The 14,473-nt window shown below is 71.1% G+C and carries 12 protein-coding genes and 1 pseudogene; 5 read left to right on the top strand and 8 right to left on the bottom strand.

From position 1 onward, the window contains the following. Positions 1-29 precede the first annotated feature (29 nt). Positions 30-695, top strand: a complete 666-nt coding sequence (locus KV557_RS06730) for a 4'-phosphopantetheinyl transferase family protein (protein WP_218198804.1) — start codon at positions 30-32, stop codon at positions 693-695. A gap of 65 nt (positions 696-760) precedes the next feature. Here KV557_RS06730 and KV557_RS06725 read toward each other — a convergent pair whose 3' ends face one another. Continuing rightward, complete coding sequence (locus tag KV557_RS06725) at positions 761-2,632, bottom strand: alkaline phosphatase family protein (protein WP_218198803.1); 1,872 nt, start codon at positions 2,630-2,632, stop codon at positions 761-763. Between the two features lie 162 nt (positions 2,633-2,794). Here KV557_RS06725 and KV557_RS06720 point away from each other — a divergent pair, with 162 nt between their 5' ends. Beyond that, the gene (locus tag KV557_RS06720; protein ID WP_218198802.1) at positions 2,795-3,364 is read left to right on the top strand and encodes a hypothetical protein; all 570 of its coding nucleotides are present in this window, start codon (positions 2,795-2,797) and stop codon (positions 3,362-3,364) included. A 9-nt stretch (positions 3,365-3,373) separates the two neighbouring features. Here KV557_RS06720 and KV557_RS06715 read toward each other — a convergent pair whose 3' ends face one another. The 4 genes and pseudogenes from KV557_RS06715 to KV557_RS06700 form a co-directional block, all read right to left on the bottom strand. After that, positions 3,374-3,814 carry a protease inhibitor I42 family protein gene (locus tag KV557_RS06715; RefSeq protein WP_218198895.1) on the bottom strand — a complete coding sequence of 147 codons (441 nt, stop codon included), beginning with the start codon at positions 3,812-3,814 and terminating at the stop codon, positions 3,374-3,376. 140 nt (positions 3,815-3,954) lie between these two features. Continuing rightward, positions 3,955-5,850, bottom strand: coding sequence for an Ig domain-containing protein (locus KV557_RS44015; RefSeq protein WP_305148970.1), 1,896 nt, complete (start codon positions 5,848-5,850; stop codon positions 3,955-3,957). A 412-nt stretch (positions 5,851-6,262) separates the two neighbouring features. Continuing rightward, positions 6,263-7,147, bottom strand: coding sequence for a geranyl diphosphate 2-C-methyltransferase (locus KV557_RS06705; protein ID WP_218198801.1), 885 nt, complete (start codon positions 7,145-7,147; stop codon positions 6,263-6,265). Between the two features lie 27 nt (positions 7,148-7,174). Then, a pseudogene (locus KV557_RS06700) lies at positions 7,175-8,392 on the bottom strand (family 2 encapsulin nanocompartment cargo protein terpene cyclase); the annotation flags it as partial. Between the two features lie 508 nt (positions 8,393-8,900). On the opposite strand from KV557_RS06700, the gene KV557_RS06695 reads away from it, so the two are divergent. Beyond that, positions 8,901-9,386: a GreA/GreB family elongation factor gene (locus tag KV557_RS06695; RefSeq protein ID WP_218198800.1), complete on the top strand. Its 486-nt coding sequence runs from the start codon at positions 8,901-8,903 to the stop codon at positions 9,384-9,386. Positions 9,387-9,417: 31 nt separating this feature from the next. On the opposite strand, the gene KV557_RS06690 is transcribed toward KV557_RS06695, so the two are convergent. From KV557_RS06690 to KV557_RS06680, 3 genes are all read right to left on the bottom strand, one after another. Then, positions 9,418-10,044 (bottom strand): cytochrome b/b6 domain-containing protein, encoded by a 627-nt coding sequence (locus tag KV557_RS06690; RefSeq protein ID WP_218198799.1) that lies wholly within the window; start codon positions 10,042-10,044, stop codon positions 9,418-9,420. Next, positions 10,028-10,741, bottom strand: coding sequence for a molybdopterin-dependent oxidoreductase (locus KV557_RS06685; RefSeq protein WP_308129790.1), 714 nt, complete (start codon positions 10,739-10,741; stop codon positions 10,028-10,030). Before KV557_RS06685 ends, KV557_RS06690 begins: the two co-directional genes overlap by 17 nt. A 104-nt stretch (positions 10,742-10,845) precedes the next feature. After that, positions 10,846-12,339, bottom strand: a complete 1,494-nt coding sequence (locus KV557_RS06680) for an MFS transporter (RefSeq protein ID WP_218198798.1) — start codon at positions 12,337-12,339, stop codon at positions 10,846-10,848. 203 nt (positions 12,340-12,542) lie between these two features. Between KV557_RS06680 and KV557_RS06675 the strand changes: the two genes are divergently transcribed. Then, positions 12,543-12,914 (top strand): YciI family protein, encoded by a 372-nt coding sequence (locus KV557_RS06675; RefSeq protein WP_218198797.1) that lies wholly within the window; start codon positions 12,543-12,545, stop codon positions 12,912-12,914. Then, complete coding sequence (locus KV557_RS06670) at positions 12,911-14,122, top strand: RNA polymerase sigma factor (protein ID WP_218198796.1); 1,212 nt, start codon at positions 12,911-12,913, stop codon at positions 14,120-14,122. Before KV557_RS06675 ends, KV557_RS06670 begins: the two co-directional genes overlap by 4 nt. Positions 14,123-14,473 lie beyond the last annotated feature (351 nt).

Genomic DNA, 14,473 nt, shown 5'->3' with positions numbered 1-14,473 from the left:
CGAGAGCCGGCCGACCGAGGAGGGAACACGTGATCGGGGATCTGCTGCCGGACGTCGTGGCGGTAGAGGTGGCGTACGACGATCCGCCGGAGGCCCGGCTCGAACCCGCCGAGGCGGCGGCCATCTCCCGGGTCGGCGCGCCCGTGGTCGACAAGCGCCGCCGTGAGTACACGACCGCCCGGCACTGCGCCCGCCTCGCCCTCGCCCGCCTCGGCGTGCCCTACCGCCCCATCGTCCCGGGCCACCTCGGGGCGCCGAGCTGGCCGGACGGCGTCGTCGGCAGCCTGACCCACTGCGACGGGCTCCGCGCCGCCGCCGTCGCCCGTTCCTCCGACCTCGCCTCCGTCGGCATCGACGCTGAGCCCGCGCTGCCGCTCCCGGACGACGTCATCGACGTCATCGCCCTCCCCGACGAGCGCCAGCGGATCGCCGGGCTCCTCGCCGCGCGTCCCGACATCCCGTGGGACCGGATCCTGTTCAGCGCCAAGGAGTCCGTCTACAAGGCGTGGTTCCCGCTGACCCACCAGTTCCTGGAGTTCAGCCAGGCCAACCTCACCGTCTCCCCCGACGGCACCTTCACCGCCCGCCTCCTCGTCCCCGGCCCCCTCGTCGGCACCCGCCGGATCGACGGCTTCGACGGCCGCTGGGCCGTCCACGACGGCGTACTCGCCACCGCCATCGCCGTCACCCCGTAGATCGCCGCAGACGAAGGGCCTCGCGGACCTGCGGGCCGTGGCCGTCGCACACCCGTACTGGGGTACTACCGACCGTCCGGGCGGGGCGACGGGGCGGCGATGTCCGTGCGGAGGCCGAGGGTGGCAAGCTGCGGGGTGACCTGGGACAGGTAGGTGTGGGCGTCCCTGACCGTGTGGACCGAGCGGAGCTGCTCGACGATGCGGTCGCGTTCGGCGAGGTGGAGCCGGGCGTCGTGGAGCGCCGCGACCTGGACGAAGCCCTGCAGGGTGGGGCTGATCGGCCGGTCGGCGGAGGCCTGCCGGTCGACCGGTCCCTCGTCGCCGCAGGTGAATCCGGAGTCGGCCGGGGCGGGGAGGGTCAGCGGGGCGTCGGCGCGCGGCTCGGCCGCGGACAGCAGGTGGTTGAAGTCGTTGGCTCCGGCATCACGCCGGGTGAGGCTCGGCAGGTGGTAGAGGCGTTCGACCGACGCCAGCAGCGATCCGTGGTGATAGACGGTGTGGTCGATCAGGTTGCAGTTCTGGCCCTCAAGTCCGCTCGGCCGGACGGCGGGGACCCACGGCGAGACGATGACGGCGGGGACGCGGACGCCGAGTTGGTCGAACCGGAAGCCGTGGCGGTTGTGGGCCGGGTCGGTCACGTCACCGGGCGGGACGGCGGCCGGTGGCGCGACGTGGTCGTAGAAGCCGCCGTGCTCGTCGTAGGTGATCACCAGCAGGCTCGACTCCCAGTGCGGCGACTGCCGGATCGACTCGTAGACGTACTTGATCAGGGCCTCGCCCCGGGTCACGTCGTCGTTCGGGTGCTGGCTGTTGCCGCACTGGAAGTTGCCGCCGTGGCTGAGGACGTGGCCGTAGCTGGGTTCGATGAAGACGTACGAGGCGGCGAAGTCCTGGTTCTGCAGGTCCCCGGCGAGTTCGTCCAGGCCGTGGAAGTGGTCCAGCATGACGGACAGCTTCATGCCTGCCAGCGCGCCGACCTGCGGCAGCGCGTCGCCGTGGTACACCTGCCAGTCGTACTCCTTGCTGTCGAGCGCGTCGTAGATCGTGCCGTTCTCGAACTCGTAGCCGTCGACCTGCGAGGCGACCAGCTCCACCGGGTCCGGACTGTGGTCCAGCCCGCCCGAGGTCGCCGCGTGCAGGAAGAACCGGTTCGGCCAGGTCGGCCCCGGCAGGGCGGAGAACCAGTTGTCGCACACCGCGAACTCGCGGGCCAGCATGCTGATCACCGGCACCTGGTCCGGGGTGAGGCACGCCATCACCGCCCCGAGATCCGCCAACCCGGCCGCGTTGCCCTCGTCCGCGGCCTGGTTGGCGTAGTTGTCCACGCACCCCTGCAGGGTGATCGCGGGGTAGCTGCCGCCGTAGCCGCACCTGTCGTTTCTCGGTGTGCCCGTGATCGGCACCGAGGCCAACTGGAGCTGGACGTCGCAGAACTCGTGCGGCGGGTCGACCGGCATGACGAACGGCGCGCCGGCGCGCACCGCGAAGACCTGGCCGTCGTGCGTGTTCGTCTGGCTCGCCGAGGGCCCGTTGACGGTGGTCGGCCGGCCGCTCACCGCGTCCACCCCGACCCCCGGCCGGAAACCGGGTCCGGCGTCGACCGTGCCGGTGGAGACACCGAGCATGTGGTCGAACGAGCGGTTCTCCAGGACGAGGACGAAGATGTGCTTGATCCGTCCCTCCGGCACGGTCGAGCCGAAGACGCGGCAGGGGATCCAGAGGAACCAGTACACGAGGTAGGCCGTCACCGTGAGCACCGCGCGGAGGACCAGGGCGGCCAGGCGGCAGACCAGCTTCACCACCCAGTAAACGGCGGGGTGCGGGTGGTCGGCGGACGAATTCCCCTTCGCCCACTGGGAGCCGGCCTGGACGAGCTGCGCGCACCACTTGTCCCGGGTACGGGTGATCGCGTACCGGATCTCACCGCAGGGCGACATCTGCTGCCTCCTCCGCAAGAGACCGCAACACCCGGGCAGCTACCCCCGTGCTTCCAGGTAAGCGCCCCTCGATGGCTCGCTCAACTCGGCGGCAGGTGGGGCCCGGCCAGTCTGAGTAGAAGTACTCATGACACCCGCCCTGTTGCGGGTGAGTATCTGGGTATGACAATGATCAAGGCAGCGTGTGTCCGGGCCGGCGTAGCGGTGGCGGCCCTGCTGGTGGCCGGGTGTGGGACGGAGCACGTGGCGGCCGGTGGTGTCGGACCAGGGACGCCCTCGCGCAGTGTGACGGTGGCGCCGACGCCGAGTGGGCCGTTGGACTTCCCCTGTCCCGGGGAGAGTCCGACGGCGGCGCCGACCCGGAGTGCCTCGGGCACGGACCCGGCGCCGGTCGACAAGTACGCGGAGAACAACGGGTTCAAGATGCCGATCCCGCTGCACGGCCAGCCGCGCTGTGACGGGCTTGAGGCCGCCAAGCGGGTCGAGGGCGCGCTGGAGGCGCTGCGCAAGAAGGGGAACTACCAGGCGGAGAGCGCCAAGAGTGCGCTCGCCGCGCTCGGGTACGCCCCCGAGAAGGTGCAGGTGTTCCAGAACCCCACCGGGGTGAACTTCCTCATCGATGCCTCCCGCATGTGTCTGGAGGGGTCGATGGACAAGGCGTCCACCAAGGCGGACGCCTTTGGCGGCTACCCGGACCACAGCGGCTGCGACGTGCCCCGCGGTGGGCACTGAGGCCGGGCGTCAGCCGGTGACCTCGACGGTCACGTCGTAGGTGCGTTGGTCGGGCGGGCAGTTGAGGGCCTCGCCGCAGGTTGTGCGGGTGGCGGTGAGGTGGGCGGTGCCGGGGGTGCGGGCGGTGAAGTGGGTGGTGACGGTGCCGCAGCCGCCGCCGGGGCGGCAGGAGGGGGACGGGGCGGTGGTCGGCGCGCCGTTCGGGGCGACGGTGTCGGGGGCGGAGCTGGTGGGGGCGGGCCAGTAGGTGCTGTGCAGGTCGACCTCGATGGTCGAGCCGGCAACGACCTTCAGGGTGGTCTGGTTGGCGTGTTCGTCCAGGACGACGCCGGCCGGTGCGGTCACGGTCGCCGACGAAGTCGCCAACAGGGTCGTCCCGGTCGAGGCACAACCGGCCAGGGCGAGCAGGGCCATGGCCAACGCGAGGGGCGCGGTTCTCTTCAGGGTCACGGGGGCTTTCCTTGTGCTGGTGTTGGTGGTGGTGCCGATTCGACGCAGTCGGGGGCGGATCGGATCCCCCCGGAGGACAAAAAGCCGCACCGGGGCGGGCGCTGCAGGCGCCCACCCCGGTGCGTTCGCGTCGGTGACGGTCAGGAGACGGTCACGTCGTCGTAGTAGGTGAAGGTCGGGTCACCCGCGTAGTTGTCGTCGTGGTTGCTCAGGGTGAGGGTGTAGCTGTGGCCGGGGGTGACGGACGCCGTCTTGTTGACCCAGGCCGCGGAGGCGGCGCAGGTCTTGGCGAGGACCGTGGTGGTCGCGCCCGTCGTGTTGTCCTTCAGGGTGGCGGTGGCCCAGTCGTACGTGACGGTGTCGGGGCAGGTGTTGCTGTACCAGAAGGAGAGCTTGCTGGAGCCGGCCGGCGCGGTGAAGGTCTGGCTGGCGCTGGAGTCGGTGCTCGGGTTGCTGGAGCCGACCATGGCGCCGTAGCTGCCGGAGTGCGCGGCGGCGGTGACGGCCGCCGCGGAGCCGGTGGTGGTCCAGCCGGTCATGTTGCCGGTCTCGAAGCCGCCGTTGGTGATCGCGCTGCCGCCGGTGGTGGAGGACTCGGTCCAGCTGAACGAGGTGCTGCCGGAGGCGCCCGTGGTGTCGGTCGCGGTGACCGTCACGCTGGAGGTGCCGGCGGCGGACGGGGTGCCGGAGATCAGGCCGGTCGAGGAGTTGATCGACAGGCCGGCGGGCAGGCCGGTGGCCGCGTAGGTCAGGGTCTGGCCGGACGCCGAGTCGCTGGCGCTGATCTGCAGGCTCGCCGCGGTGCCGACGGTGCCGGTCTGGCCGCCCGGGTTGGTGACGGTGACCGTGTTGCCGTGGGTCAGGATGGCGTGCGAGATCGCGCAGGAGTTGGTGTCGTTGGACCAGCTGGCCTGCTCGGCGTAGGCGCCGAAGGAGCCGAAGGAGATGTTGGCGGCGCCGCCGGTGCTGCCGGGCTTGATCCAGGCGCACTCGTCGGAGTTCTCCTGGCCGTTGTAGCTGCTGCCGGTGACGTGGTTGGTCCAGCCGCCGGCCGGGTTCTGGTCGGACATCATCTCGTGCCACTCGTGGCCGAGGGTCATCGTGTAACCGTCCAGGGTACCGGGCGAGTTGACGAAGCCCACGCCGCAGTTGGCGCCCGCGTCGATGTTGTACGGCTGGTTGGAGAAGGCGATGTCGCCGTAGGGCGAGGTGGCCGCGCCGCCGGTGAGAGTGGTGTCGCCGTTCCAGTCGTGCCAGGCGCAGTACCCGGTGGTGGGGTTCTGGTAGTCGTCCGGGTTGGTGCCGTGCGGCGACAGGACGATGTAGTACGCGTCGCGGTTGGACGCGGCGGTGGTGTTGCCGAAGTGCCCGGCCGCGTTGATGGCTTCCTGGGCCAGCTGGTTGCCGCTGGCCTTCGCGGGCGAGGCGGCCGCGTTGTCGTACCAGACGCCGGACAGGACGCCGCCGCTCTGGTACGGGATGAAGTTGGCGTTGGAGGGGCAGCTGGTGGCGCCCGTGGCAACGTTGGGGCCGTCGCACCACTGGGTCAGGTCGGCGGACCAGGTCTCGCCGTTGGTGCCGATGCCCTTGAACATCTGCTGGGTGGCGGCCGCGGCGCCGTTCGCGTCGCCGGTGAAGGTCGCGTTGCCGTTGGCGTCGGAGCCCTGGGTGCCCCACTGGTTGCCGTAGAACACCAGGTAGACCTTGGAGTGCCCGCTCTGCACGCCGATGCCGTCGACGCCGCCGCCGTAGGACAGCGTCTGCTGGCCGGTGGCCGCCGCCTGGCCCTGGGCCGCGAGCCACTTCTTGTAGTTCTCGTGCTGCTGCTTGCCCGGCACCGCACCGTGGCGGTACGGGTGCCCGTTCTGCGGGCTCCAGGGGTTGAACTCATTGGCGGTACTGGCCGGCGCGCCGGAGATGTCCTGCGCGGCGGCCGGCCCGGCCGCACCGGCGAGGCCGGCGGCGGCGAGTGCCAGGGACGCTATTCCGGTGAGCGCCGCGTACTTCGCACGCCGAATTCTTGGGGAGTGACCCATGGGGTGAGGGTGCCTCTCTTGTACCGATCGCCACCGGGTTGGGGCCGCTGACGATCCCTTGTGGGGAAGGGGCTGACAGCAAATTGTCACGAATGTCGTCCGGTTGGTTCCGCACATCCCGGAATTGACGGTCCGTCGGTTCTGCCGCCTGCTGGCATGAAGGAAAGCAGAGCTGATGAACGCTGGTCAACGGCGAAGGGTAAGGAACTATTAAGAGTGGCTTTCGCGCAGGTGAAGGCCCTGACCGGCGGGAAAGTTGACGCGCGTAGCCCATTCACTGAATGCAGACCAGAAAACTGTTCCGCATTCAGCCGCATTCAGTGCGGCACCGCGTCCCCCCACTTTCCCGAAACGGCGGTGGCCGCCCCGCGCACAGCGCGGGACGGCCACCGAACGTTTGGAAGCCGCGGGATCAGACCCGGTCGGCGGCGATCAGTACGTACTGGAACGAGCCGTCCCTGTACGAGTTGATGAACGCCTCCTCGATACCCGTGACGAGCGAGGAGGTGGCGCGCAGCTCCCAGTACGGCAGGGTGTCCGGGGTCAGGTCGATGACGGCCTGCGGCACGAGGCGGTTGTCGGCCATGGCCCGCAGGTACTCCCGGCGGGAGTGGATGTTGCACTCGAAGTGCGCGTTGATCTGCGAGACCCACTTGGACGGCTGGCCGTACTTCGGGTTCCAGCAGCCGGTGACGGTGACGTACCGGCCGCCGACCGCGAGGATGCGGGAGTGCTCGGCGAACAGGTCGTGCAGGTCGACGTACATGCTGGACTCGTTGTTCCACGAGCCCGCCGCCGCGCCGGTCTCGAAGGGCATGTCGAGCATGTTGCAGACCCGGGAGTGGACGAAGTCGCCGATGCCGAGCTCGCGGGCGCGGTTGTTGCCGAACTCGGCCTGCTTGGCGGAGAGCGTGAGGCCCTCGACCTTGCAGCCGAAGCGCTGGTGGGCCATCACCATGGACCCGCCGCGCCCGCAGCCGGCGTCGACGAGCGTGTGGTCGGCGGTGATCGGGCCGAGGTGGTCGAGGAGGACGTCGGCCTGGGCGGACTCCAGGCGGTGCAGCTCGGTGATCACCTTCTTCTCGCGCTCGCTGTCGGCCGGGTCGCCGATCGCGTCCTGGTCGACCTCGCCGATGCCGTAGTGGTGGTGGTAGAGGCCGTCGACGTCGCCCAGACGAAGGTTCACGGGCCGGGCCTCATGATCCCAGTAGCGGGCGATGTCGCCCTGGTACGGGGTCGCGGGGCCGGGGATGCCGGCGGCGCCGACCGGGGTGGTGATGTCGTCGGTCAGGGACATTGCTCAAACTCCTTGCGCAAGAGGTGATTACCAGAAATCGGGCAGGGTGTAGCGGAAGGTGTTGGTCTGGTGCCAGTGGTGGTTGCCGTCGAGCCATACGGACACTCCGCGGAGGAAGCGCACCAGAGTGGGGACGGGGCAGGCGGCGGCCAGGGCGGCCGCCTCGGCCTCGAAGGCGTGCATGAGGTCGTTGTGGACCTCTACCGCCTTCAGGTAGCCGTCGCGCTCGGAGAGCTTCTCGCGCTCGGAGATCACCACGGGCAGGTTCAGGTGCCGGCCGGGGCTGGCGAGCTCCTTGGTGTAGGAGTACAGGTCGTTGACGATGGTGGTGGCGTTGGAGGCCAGGGAGATCACGCGCTGCATCGCCGGGAGGGCGTGCAGGTCGGACGGCAGCTCGTAGGCGCCGACCGCGTCCGTGATCGTCGGGCAGGGGCGGAAGTTGTTGAACTGACGCATCGCCAGGTACTCCCACACCTCCGGGACGTGATCCGTCTCGGCCCACGACGCCTCGGCGAGGTACCCCAGGTGCAGCCGCGCCATGTCGTGCCGGAACCGATCCGACTGGGAGGGCGTGGCGGCGCGGGTGAAGTACTCCATGGCCGAGCGGTACGCCCGCCGGGGGGCGTCCTCCTGGAACGACGCCTCCCAGGCCGGGTGGTACTCCGGCGTGGTGTGCAACGGGTCGATCGCGGTGTGCGCCATCAGCAGGCGACCGCCGAGGCCGACCGGCGAGCCGCCGTGGTCCTCGCAGTAGCAGTCGTCGACGGCGTTCTCGGCGACCATCAGCCGGGCGGCGAGCATCAGGTGGTCGGTGCTGGGCGCGTCGGGGTGGCAGGCCACCATGTAGCGGCCGGTCGAGAACCCGTCGAACTGGCCCTCCCACTCCGGCGGGTAGAGCTCGACCTCGTCGATCGCCCACGTCTTGATCTTGGCGCCGAGCTCCTCCACCCGGACCGGATCGGGCTCGGCGATGGGGTGGTAGTACAGGCCCGGAATGGGATCGCCCGGCTTCGGCTTGCCGCTCCCGCTCGGCACCTCCGCGCTCGGGGCCTCCGTGCCTGCGGTCTGCAGGCTCGGCGCCTCCACGCGCGGTGCCTCCACGTGCGGTGGCTCCACGCGCGGTGCCGGCGGCGCCAGTTGCAGGCCCGCCGTCCCCAGGCCCGTGGGACCGCGCAGGATCCGGTCCAGGACCGAGGTGTTCACGACCGTAGTGTCAACGGTCGTGGCGTTCATGACCGCACCGCCGCGACGTCGACGGACGGGTGCCGCGCGGTGCGCGGCTTCTCCGTGCTTGTGCCCAGGGGCATGGAGGGGCCTCCCGCTGAGAAGGGTTGCGAAAAGGACATGACGGGCCGTCATCTCGCCCGGCGAGAACGGGATCACGGGATCACCGAACGGGAATTCCGAAGGCCGCCCGTCTCGCTCGCCCCCAACCGTAGGCGGGCGGACACGCTCGGAAACGCTACCGACGATCTTCTACACCCGATTAGGTGAACGTTCGCGTCTACCGTGTTTGGAAACCCCCACCCCCGAGCTAACGGGCGCGCCCGTCCCCGGACATGCCGAAGCCGCCGGGCGACGCAAGGGTCGCCCGGCGGCACTCACAGCGGGGGATCAGTTGTCGGCGGCCCGCCCGAGGTCCACCGGGCCGTCGTCGCCGCCCTGCCGGATTTGCCGGGCCCATCCCGTGATGCGGTAATGGAGACACCGCGTGTGTCACCAATCCAACCCTTCCGCACCACGGGAGCAGGACATGACCGACGGCCCCGAGCCAATCAGCGCCGACGCCCTGCGAGCGCTCCGGCAGGAGCTGACCGAGCTGCGCGCCGACCGGGACGCGGTGGCCGCGACCCTGCGGGGCGAGGATCCGGTCGGCGACCGGGCGGACGCGGCGGACGAGTTGCAGCGCGCCTCCGACGTCACCCGCCTGGACCGGCGGATCGCCGAGATCGAGGAGCGGATCCGCCAGGCGTCCTTCGCCGCTCCGCCGTCCACCGTCGTGGTGGGGGTGGGCAGTACCGTCACCGTGCGGTTCGCGGACGGCGCGGAGGCGACCGTCCACATGGGCGAGCTCGCCGAGGAACTGGACGAGTCCCTGATGACGGCCGACAGCCCGCTCGGCCGCGCCCTGCTCGGCCACCGCGCCGGCGACACGGTGACGTACGACGCGCCCGACGGCACCACGACGGCGGCGGTCCTCTCCGTCGGGCCCGGCACCGTCGGGCCAGACGCCGTCTGACCGAGCACCGTCGGCCCGGGCGTCTGACCGGCTACCCCCGCTCCGCGGCCTCCCGCTGCGGGTGCTCGCGCCACTCCGGGTGCTCACGCTCCGCCCACCGGCGGTCCACCAGCCCGGTGCGCATCCCGCGCCGGGCCTCCCCGTCCCGCAGCGCCATCCGGATGTGACCGACGGTGACGACGGCAATGGCGGCGGCCAGCCAGTCGTGGACGAAGGTCGCGCCGGTCCGCCAGGCGGGCGGCGCCAGGTGGGTGAGCCACATCAGCAGCCCGGTGCCGAGGATGACGAGGATCGCCCCGAGCGTCCACTGCGCGTACAGCTTCTGCCCGGCGTTGAACTTGCCCGCCGGCCGCTCGGCGGCCCGGGTCCGGACGGCCCGCAGCCACGCCCAGTCGACGTCCGTGAACCGGCTCAGCCGGGAAACGTCCGCCCGCAGGGCCCGGGAGGTGAGCCCGACGAGCAGCGGGGCGGGCAGCGCCAGGCCGCACCAGATGTGGACGGTCACCACGAGTCGCCGGCGGCCGACCAGCTCGGCCAGCGGTGCCACGTAGAGGCAGGCGGCGGTGGCCAGGCAGGTCAGCATGAGGGCGGCGGTGGTGCGGTGGACCCACCGCTCGGCGCGGGTGAAGCGGAGGAGGAACTCAGGCGGTCGGCGCATCGTCACGTCCGTTCGAGCGGCCGACCCAGGCGTCGACGTCGTAGCCGTTCTGCTCCCAGTAACCGGGCTGCACCGCGTCGGTGACCGTGATCCCGGAGAGCCACTTGGCCGACTTGTAGAAGTACATCGGCGCCACGTACAGCCGCACCGGGCCGCCGTGGGAGTGCGAGATCACGGCGTCCTGCATGCGGAGCGCGACCAGCACGTCGTCGCGCCGGGCCTGCTCCAGGGTGAGGCTCTCGGTGTACTCGCCGTCGAAGCAGCTGAACCGCACCGCCCGCGCCCCCGGCCGGACGCCCGCGGTGTCGAGGAGGTGGGCGAGCGGGACGCCCTCGAAGGGCGTGTTCGGGACGCGCCAGCCGGTCACGCACTGCACGTCGCGGACGATCCGGCGCTGTGGCATCGCCTGGAGATCGGGGAGGCGGTAGGTGGCCGGGCGGTCGACCAGGCCGTCGACGGTCAGCGCGTACGTCGCAGGGGTGCGATCGGGCACCGAGGCCACGACGGAGTAGTAGCGGAAGCCGCCGCCCCCGGGGAGGAGGCCGGTCAGCCCGGTCGGGTCCTTCCCGGCCACGGTGTCCTGTGCCCGCTGCAGGTACGGCCCGGCCGCGACCCCGGCCGCCCCGAGCCCGAGCAGGCCGAGCACGACCCGGCGGCCCACCGGGGTGCCCTTGGTGTGTTGCGCTGTTCTGTCCACGCCCCCGATTCGACCAGCCCCACCCCCGCCCTGGCCAGGGGCGGAGGCGAGCCGTCAGCGTTTCGTCATCTCCGGCCGCTCCGGCCGTCGGCCTCGGCAGGGTGCTACGACCGAGTCACCTCGTACTCGGGGAGCGCGGCCGGGGCGGTCCGGGTTGCCGGGCGCATGGCCAGGATCAGGACGGCCAGCCCGGCGAAGATGACCGCGGCGACGACGCCGGTGACGTGCAAGCTGGCGGTGAACGCCTCCCGCGCGGTGTGCAGTAGGTCAGCGCCCTGGCCAGCAGGAAGGTGCCGGCTGGCGGCGACCGCAGCGGCCAGCGAGTCGGACGTGCCGTCCATCCGGCTGTGGTAGACCACCGCGGCCACCACGCCGAGCAGCGCGAAGCCGAGCGAACCGCCGAAGTAGTTGCCGGTCTCCGACATCGACGCCGCCGAGCCGGCGCGCTCCGGCGGTACGGACCCGACGACCAGCCCGGTGCCCAGCGCGAACAGCGGGCCGGTGCCCAGCGCCAGGACGGCGATGCCGATCATCACCAGTGGCAGCGTGCCCGGACCGTCGACGGCGACCAGCAGCAGGCTGCCCAGCGCCGACCCCACCAGCCCGCCGGCGATCGCGGTCGTCTGCTTCACCCGCCGGGCCAGCGCCGGCGCGGCCATCGTGCCGACCGCCACGCCCAGGCCCATGGGCGCGAACAGCACCGCTGACGCGACCGGCGAGTGGCCCAGCACGCTCTGCAGGTACTGGGTCACCAGCAGGCCCGTCCCGGCCATGGCGATGCCGGCGAAGACCAGCCCGACGAGGACGGCCGTGAACGGGCGGTTGCGCAGGAGCCGCAGGTCCAGCAGCGGCGTCTCCAGCCGCAGCTGCCGGCGCACGAATGCGTATCCGATGGCGGCGCCGACGACGAGGGCCACCGTCGGCACGACCGGCGCGCTCTCGACGGTCAGCTGCTTGAGGCCGTAGATCATCAGAAGCACCGCCGCGAGCGACAGCCCGACACTGGCCAGGTCCAGCCGCCCGGCCCGGTCGCTGCGGAACTCCGGCAGCAGGACCGGCCCGGCGAGCAGCAACAACGCCATCGCGGGCACGGCGGTCAGGAACACCGATCCCCACCAGAAGTGCTGGAGCAGGAACCCGGCGAGCACCGGTCCCAGCGCGCCGCCGGTGAACTGGCAGGTCGCCCAGATCGCGATGGCCCGGCCGCACTGCCGTTCGTCGCGGAACATGTTGGTGATCAAGGCCAGGGTGGCCGGTGCCAGGGTCGCGCCGGCGACGCCCAGGAGCGCACGCGCGACGATCAGCATCAGCGGGCCGGTCGCGAAGGCGGCCACGACCGACAGCACCGCGAACGCCGCTCCGCCGATCATCAGCAGCCGCCGGCGGCCGATCCGGTCACCGAGCGTGCCCATCGTGATGACCAGGCCGGCCACCATGAGCCCGTAGCTGTCGCTGATCCACAGCTGCTGGACGTTGGTGGCTCCCAGATCGGCGCTCAGCCGTGGGAGCGCGAGGAGCAACGCCGTCATGTCCATCGCGACGAGCAGTGTCGGCAGCATGAGGACGACCAGTCCCAGCCATGCCCGGTTGACTCGCATCTCGGAAACTCCCTGTTCTCTCGACGTTTCGCCGGTTGGTCGGAGCCGGCGGGAGCTTCTTGACAGGTCGACGATGCAGTGGCGGGAGAATCATGCGAACTTTCTCGCGCGGGATGTCAAGACGACGGCGGCGGCTCCGACCAACCCGTAGACCAACCGGTCGAAGGGCCCTGCCGGGGCTCGCGAACCACGAGGAGTACGCGATGAAGTTCCTGATCAGCCTGCACATCAACCCGGCCGTGCTGGACGCGCTGACCGACGAGGAGAAGGCGGCGATCGGCGCCGGCCACGGCGCGTTCATCGAGGCCTTGAAGTCGTCCGGCGAGCTGATCACCACGCAGGCGCTGGTCGACCCGTCCCAGGCCGCCGTGGTGACCGTGCGCAACGGCCAGCCGGTGGTGACCGACGGCCCCTTCCTGGAGGCCAAGGAGTACCTGGGCGGCTTCTACCTGATCGACTGCGAGAACAAGGAACGGGCGATCGAGCTGGCGGCGCAGATCCCGGACGCCGCGATCGCGGGTCTGGGGGTCGAGGTGCGGCAGGTCATGTTCGCTGACGGACAATTGGAGGCATGACAGCACCAGACTTCGAGGGCCTGCTGCGTGAACTCACGCCGCAGGTCCTCGGCACGTTGGTACGGCGGTACGGCCAGTTCGAAGGGTGCGAGGACGCCGTCCAGGAGGCCGTCCTCGCCGCCACCCTGCAGTGGCCGGACGAGGGCGTGCCGAACAACCCGCGCGGCTGGCTGGTGACCGTCGCGTCCCGGCGGCTCATCGACCAGATGCGCAGCGACCACGCGCGCCGCGAGCGGGAGTCGGCGACGGCCTACGAGGTGGTGCCCGAGGACGTACCGGACACCGACGACACGCTCGTCCTGCTCTTCCTGTGCTGCCATCCGACGCTGACCGCGACCTCCCAGACCGCCCTGACGCTGCGGGCGGTCGGCGGCCTGACCACGGCCGAGATCGCCCGCGCGTTCCTGGTGCCGGAGGCCACGATGGCGGCCAGGATCAGCCGGGCCAAGCAGCGCATCAAGGCCGCCGGCAGCTCGTTCGCCCTGCCGGAGGGCGCGGAGCGCGAGGAGCGGCTCCGGGTCGTCCTGCACGTGCTCTACCTGGTCTTCAACGAGGGCTACACCGCTTCCTCCGGCAGCGAGTTGCACCGCGCCGACCTCGCGCGCGAGGCGATCCGGCTGACCAGGATCGTGCACGCGCAGTTGCCGGAAGACGGCGAGGTGGCCGGGCTGCTCGCGCTGATGCTGCTGACCCACGCGCGCCGGGAGGCCCGTACGACGGCGGCCGGTGACCTGGTGCCGCTGGACGAGCAGGACCGTACGAAGTGGGACCGCGGACTGATCGACGAGGGGATAGCGCTGGTCAAGGCGTCGCTGGCCGGCCCGACGCTGGGGCCCTACCAGCTGCAGGCCGCCATCGCCGCCACGCACGCCGACGCGGCCACGGCCGAGGAGACCGACTGGCCACAGGTGCACGCCCTCTACCTGGTCCTGGAACGGATCGCCCCCAACCCGATGGTCACCCTGAACCGGGCGATCGCCCTCGCCGAGACCGAGGGCCCGGCGGCCGGGCTGGCCCTGCTGTCCACCCTGGACAGCGACGAACGGATGGCCCGCCATCACCGGCTGCTGTCCGTCCGGGCGCACCTGCTGGAGAGGACCGGCGACAAGGCCGGCGCATACGACCACTACCGCCGCGCCGCGAAGGCCACCGCCAGCCTCGCCGAGCAACGCTACCTGGAGTCCCGCGCCGGCCGGGTGAGACCGTAGATTCGCTCGCATCCCCACTGGGGAGTGCGTGCGGCTCAACGAGCCCACGGGCCCCACCACTTCGGCGGCAGCGGGTCCGCCGGCGCAGATGTCGGCTGGTCCGGATGCAGCCCGAGCCGCCGAAGAGCATCCGCCCGGAGGCGGACGGCATACGTGCCGTGCCAGTGCCCGTCCGAGCGCACACCGCACATCAGGTCGATCCTGACATCACCCTCGGCGAACGGGTGCCAGTCGATGCCTCGGTCACGCAGTCAAACCGCGATCAGCCGGCCCGGCCGCGGGCAGCCGGCAACGTTCTCGTAGCAGAAGAGGGTCACCCATTCGAAAGCCTGATCGTCCATACCTGCCATC

Source organism: Kitasatospora aureofaciens (assembly GCF_019192735.1).
In the GTDB taxonomy this organism is placed as follows: domain Bacteria; phylum Actinomycetota; class Actinomycetes; order Streptomycetales; family Streptomycetaceae; genus Kitasatospora; species Kitasatospora aureofaciens_A.
The sequence above is the reverse complement of the archived record's forward strand: the minus strand, read 5'-3'. Positions and strand labels throughout refer to the sequence as shown.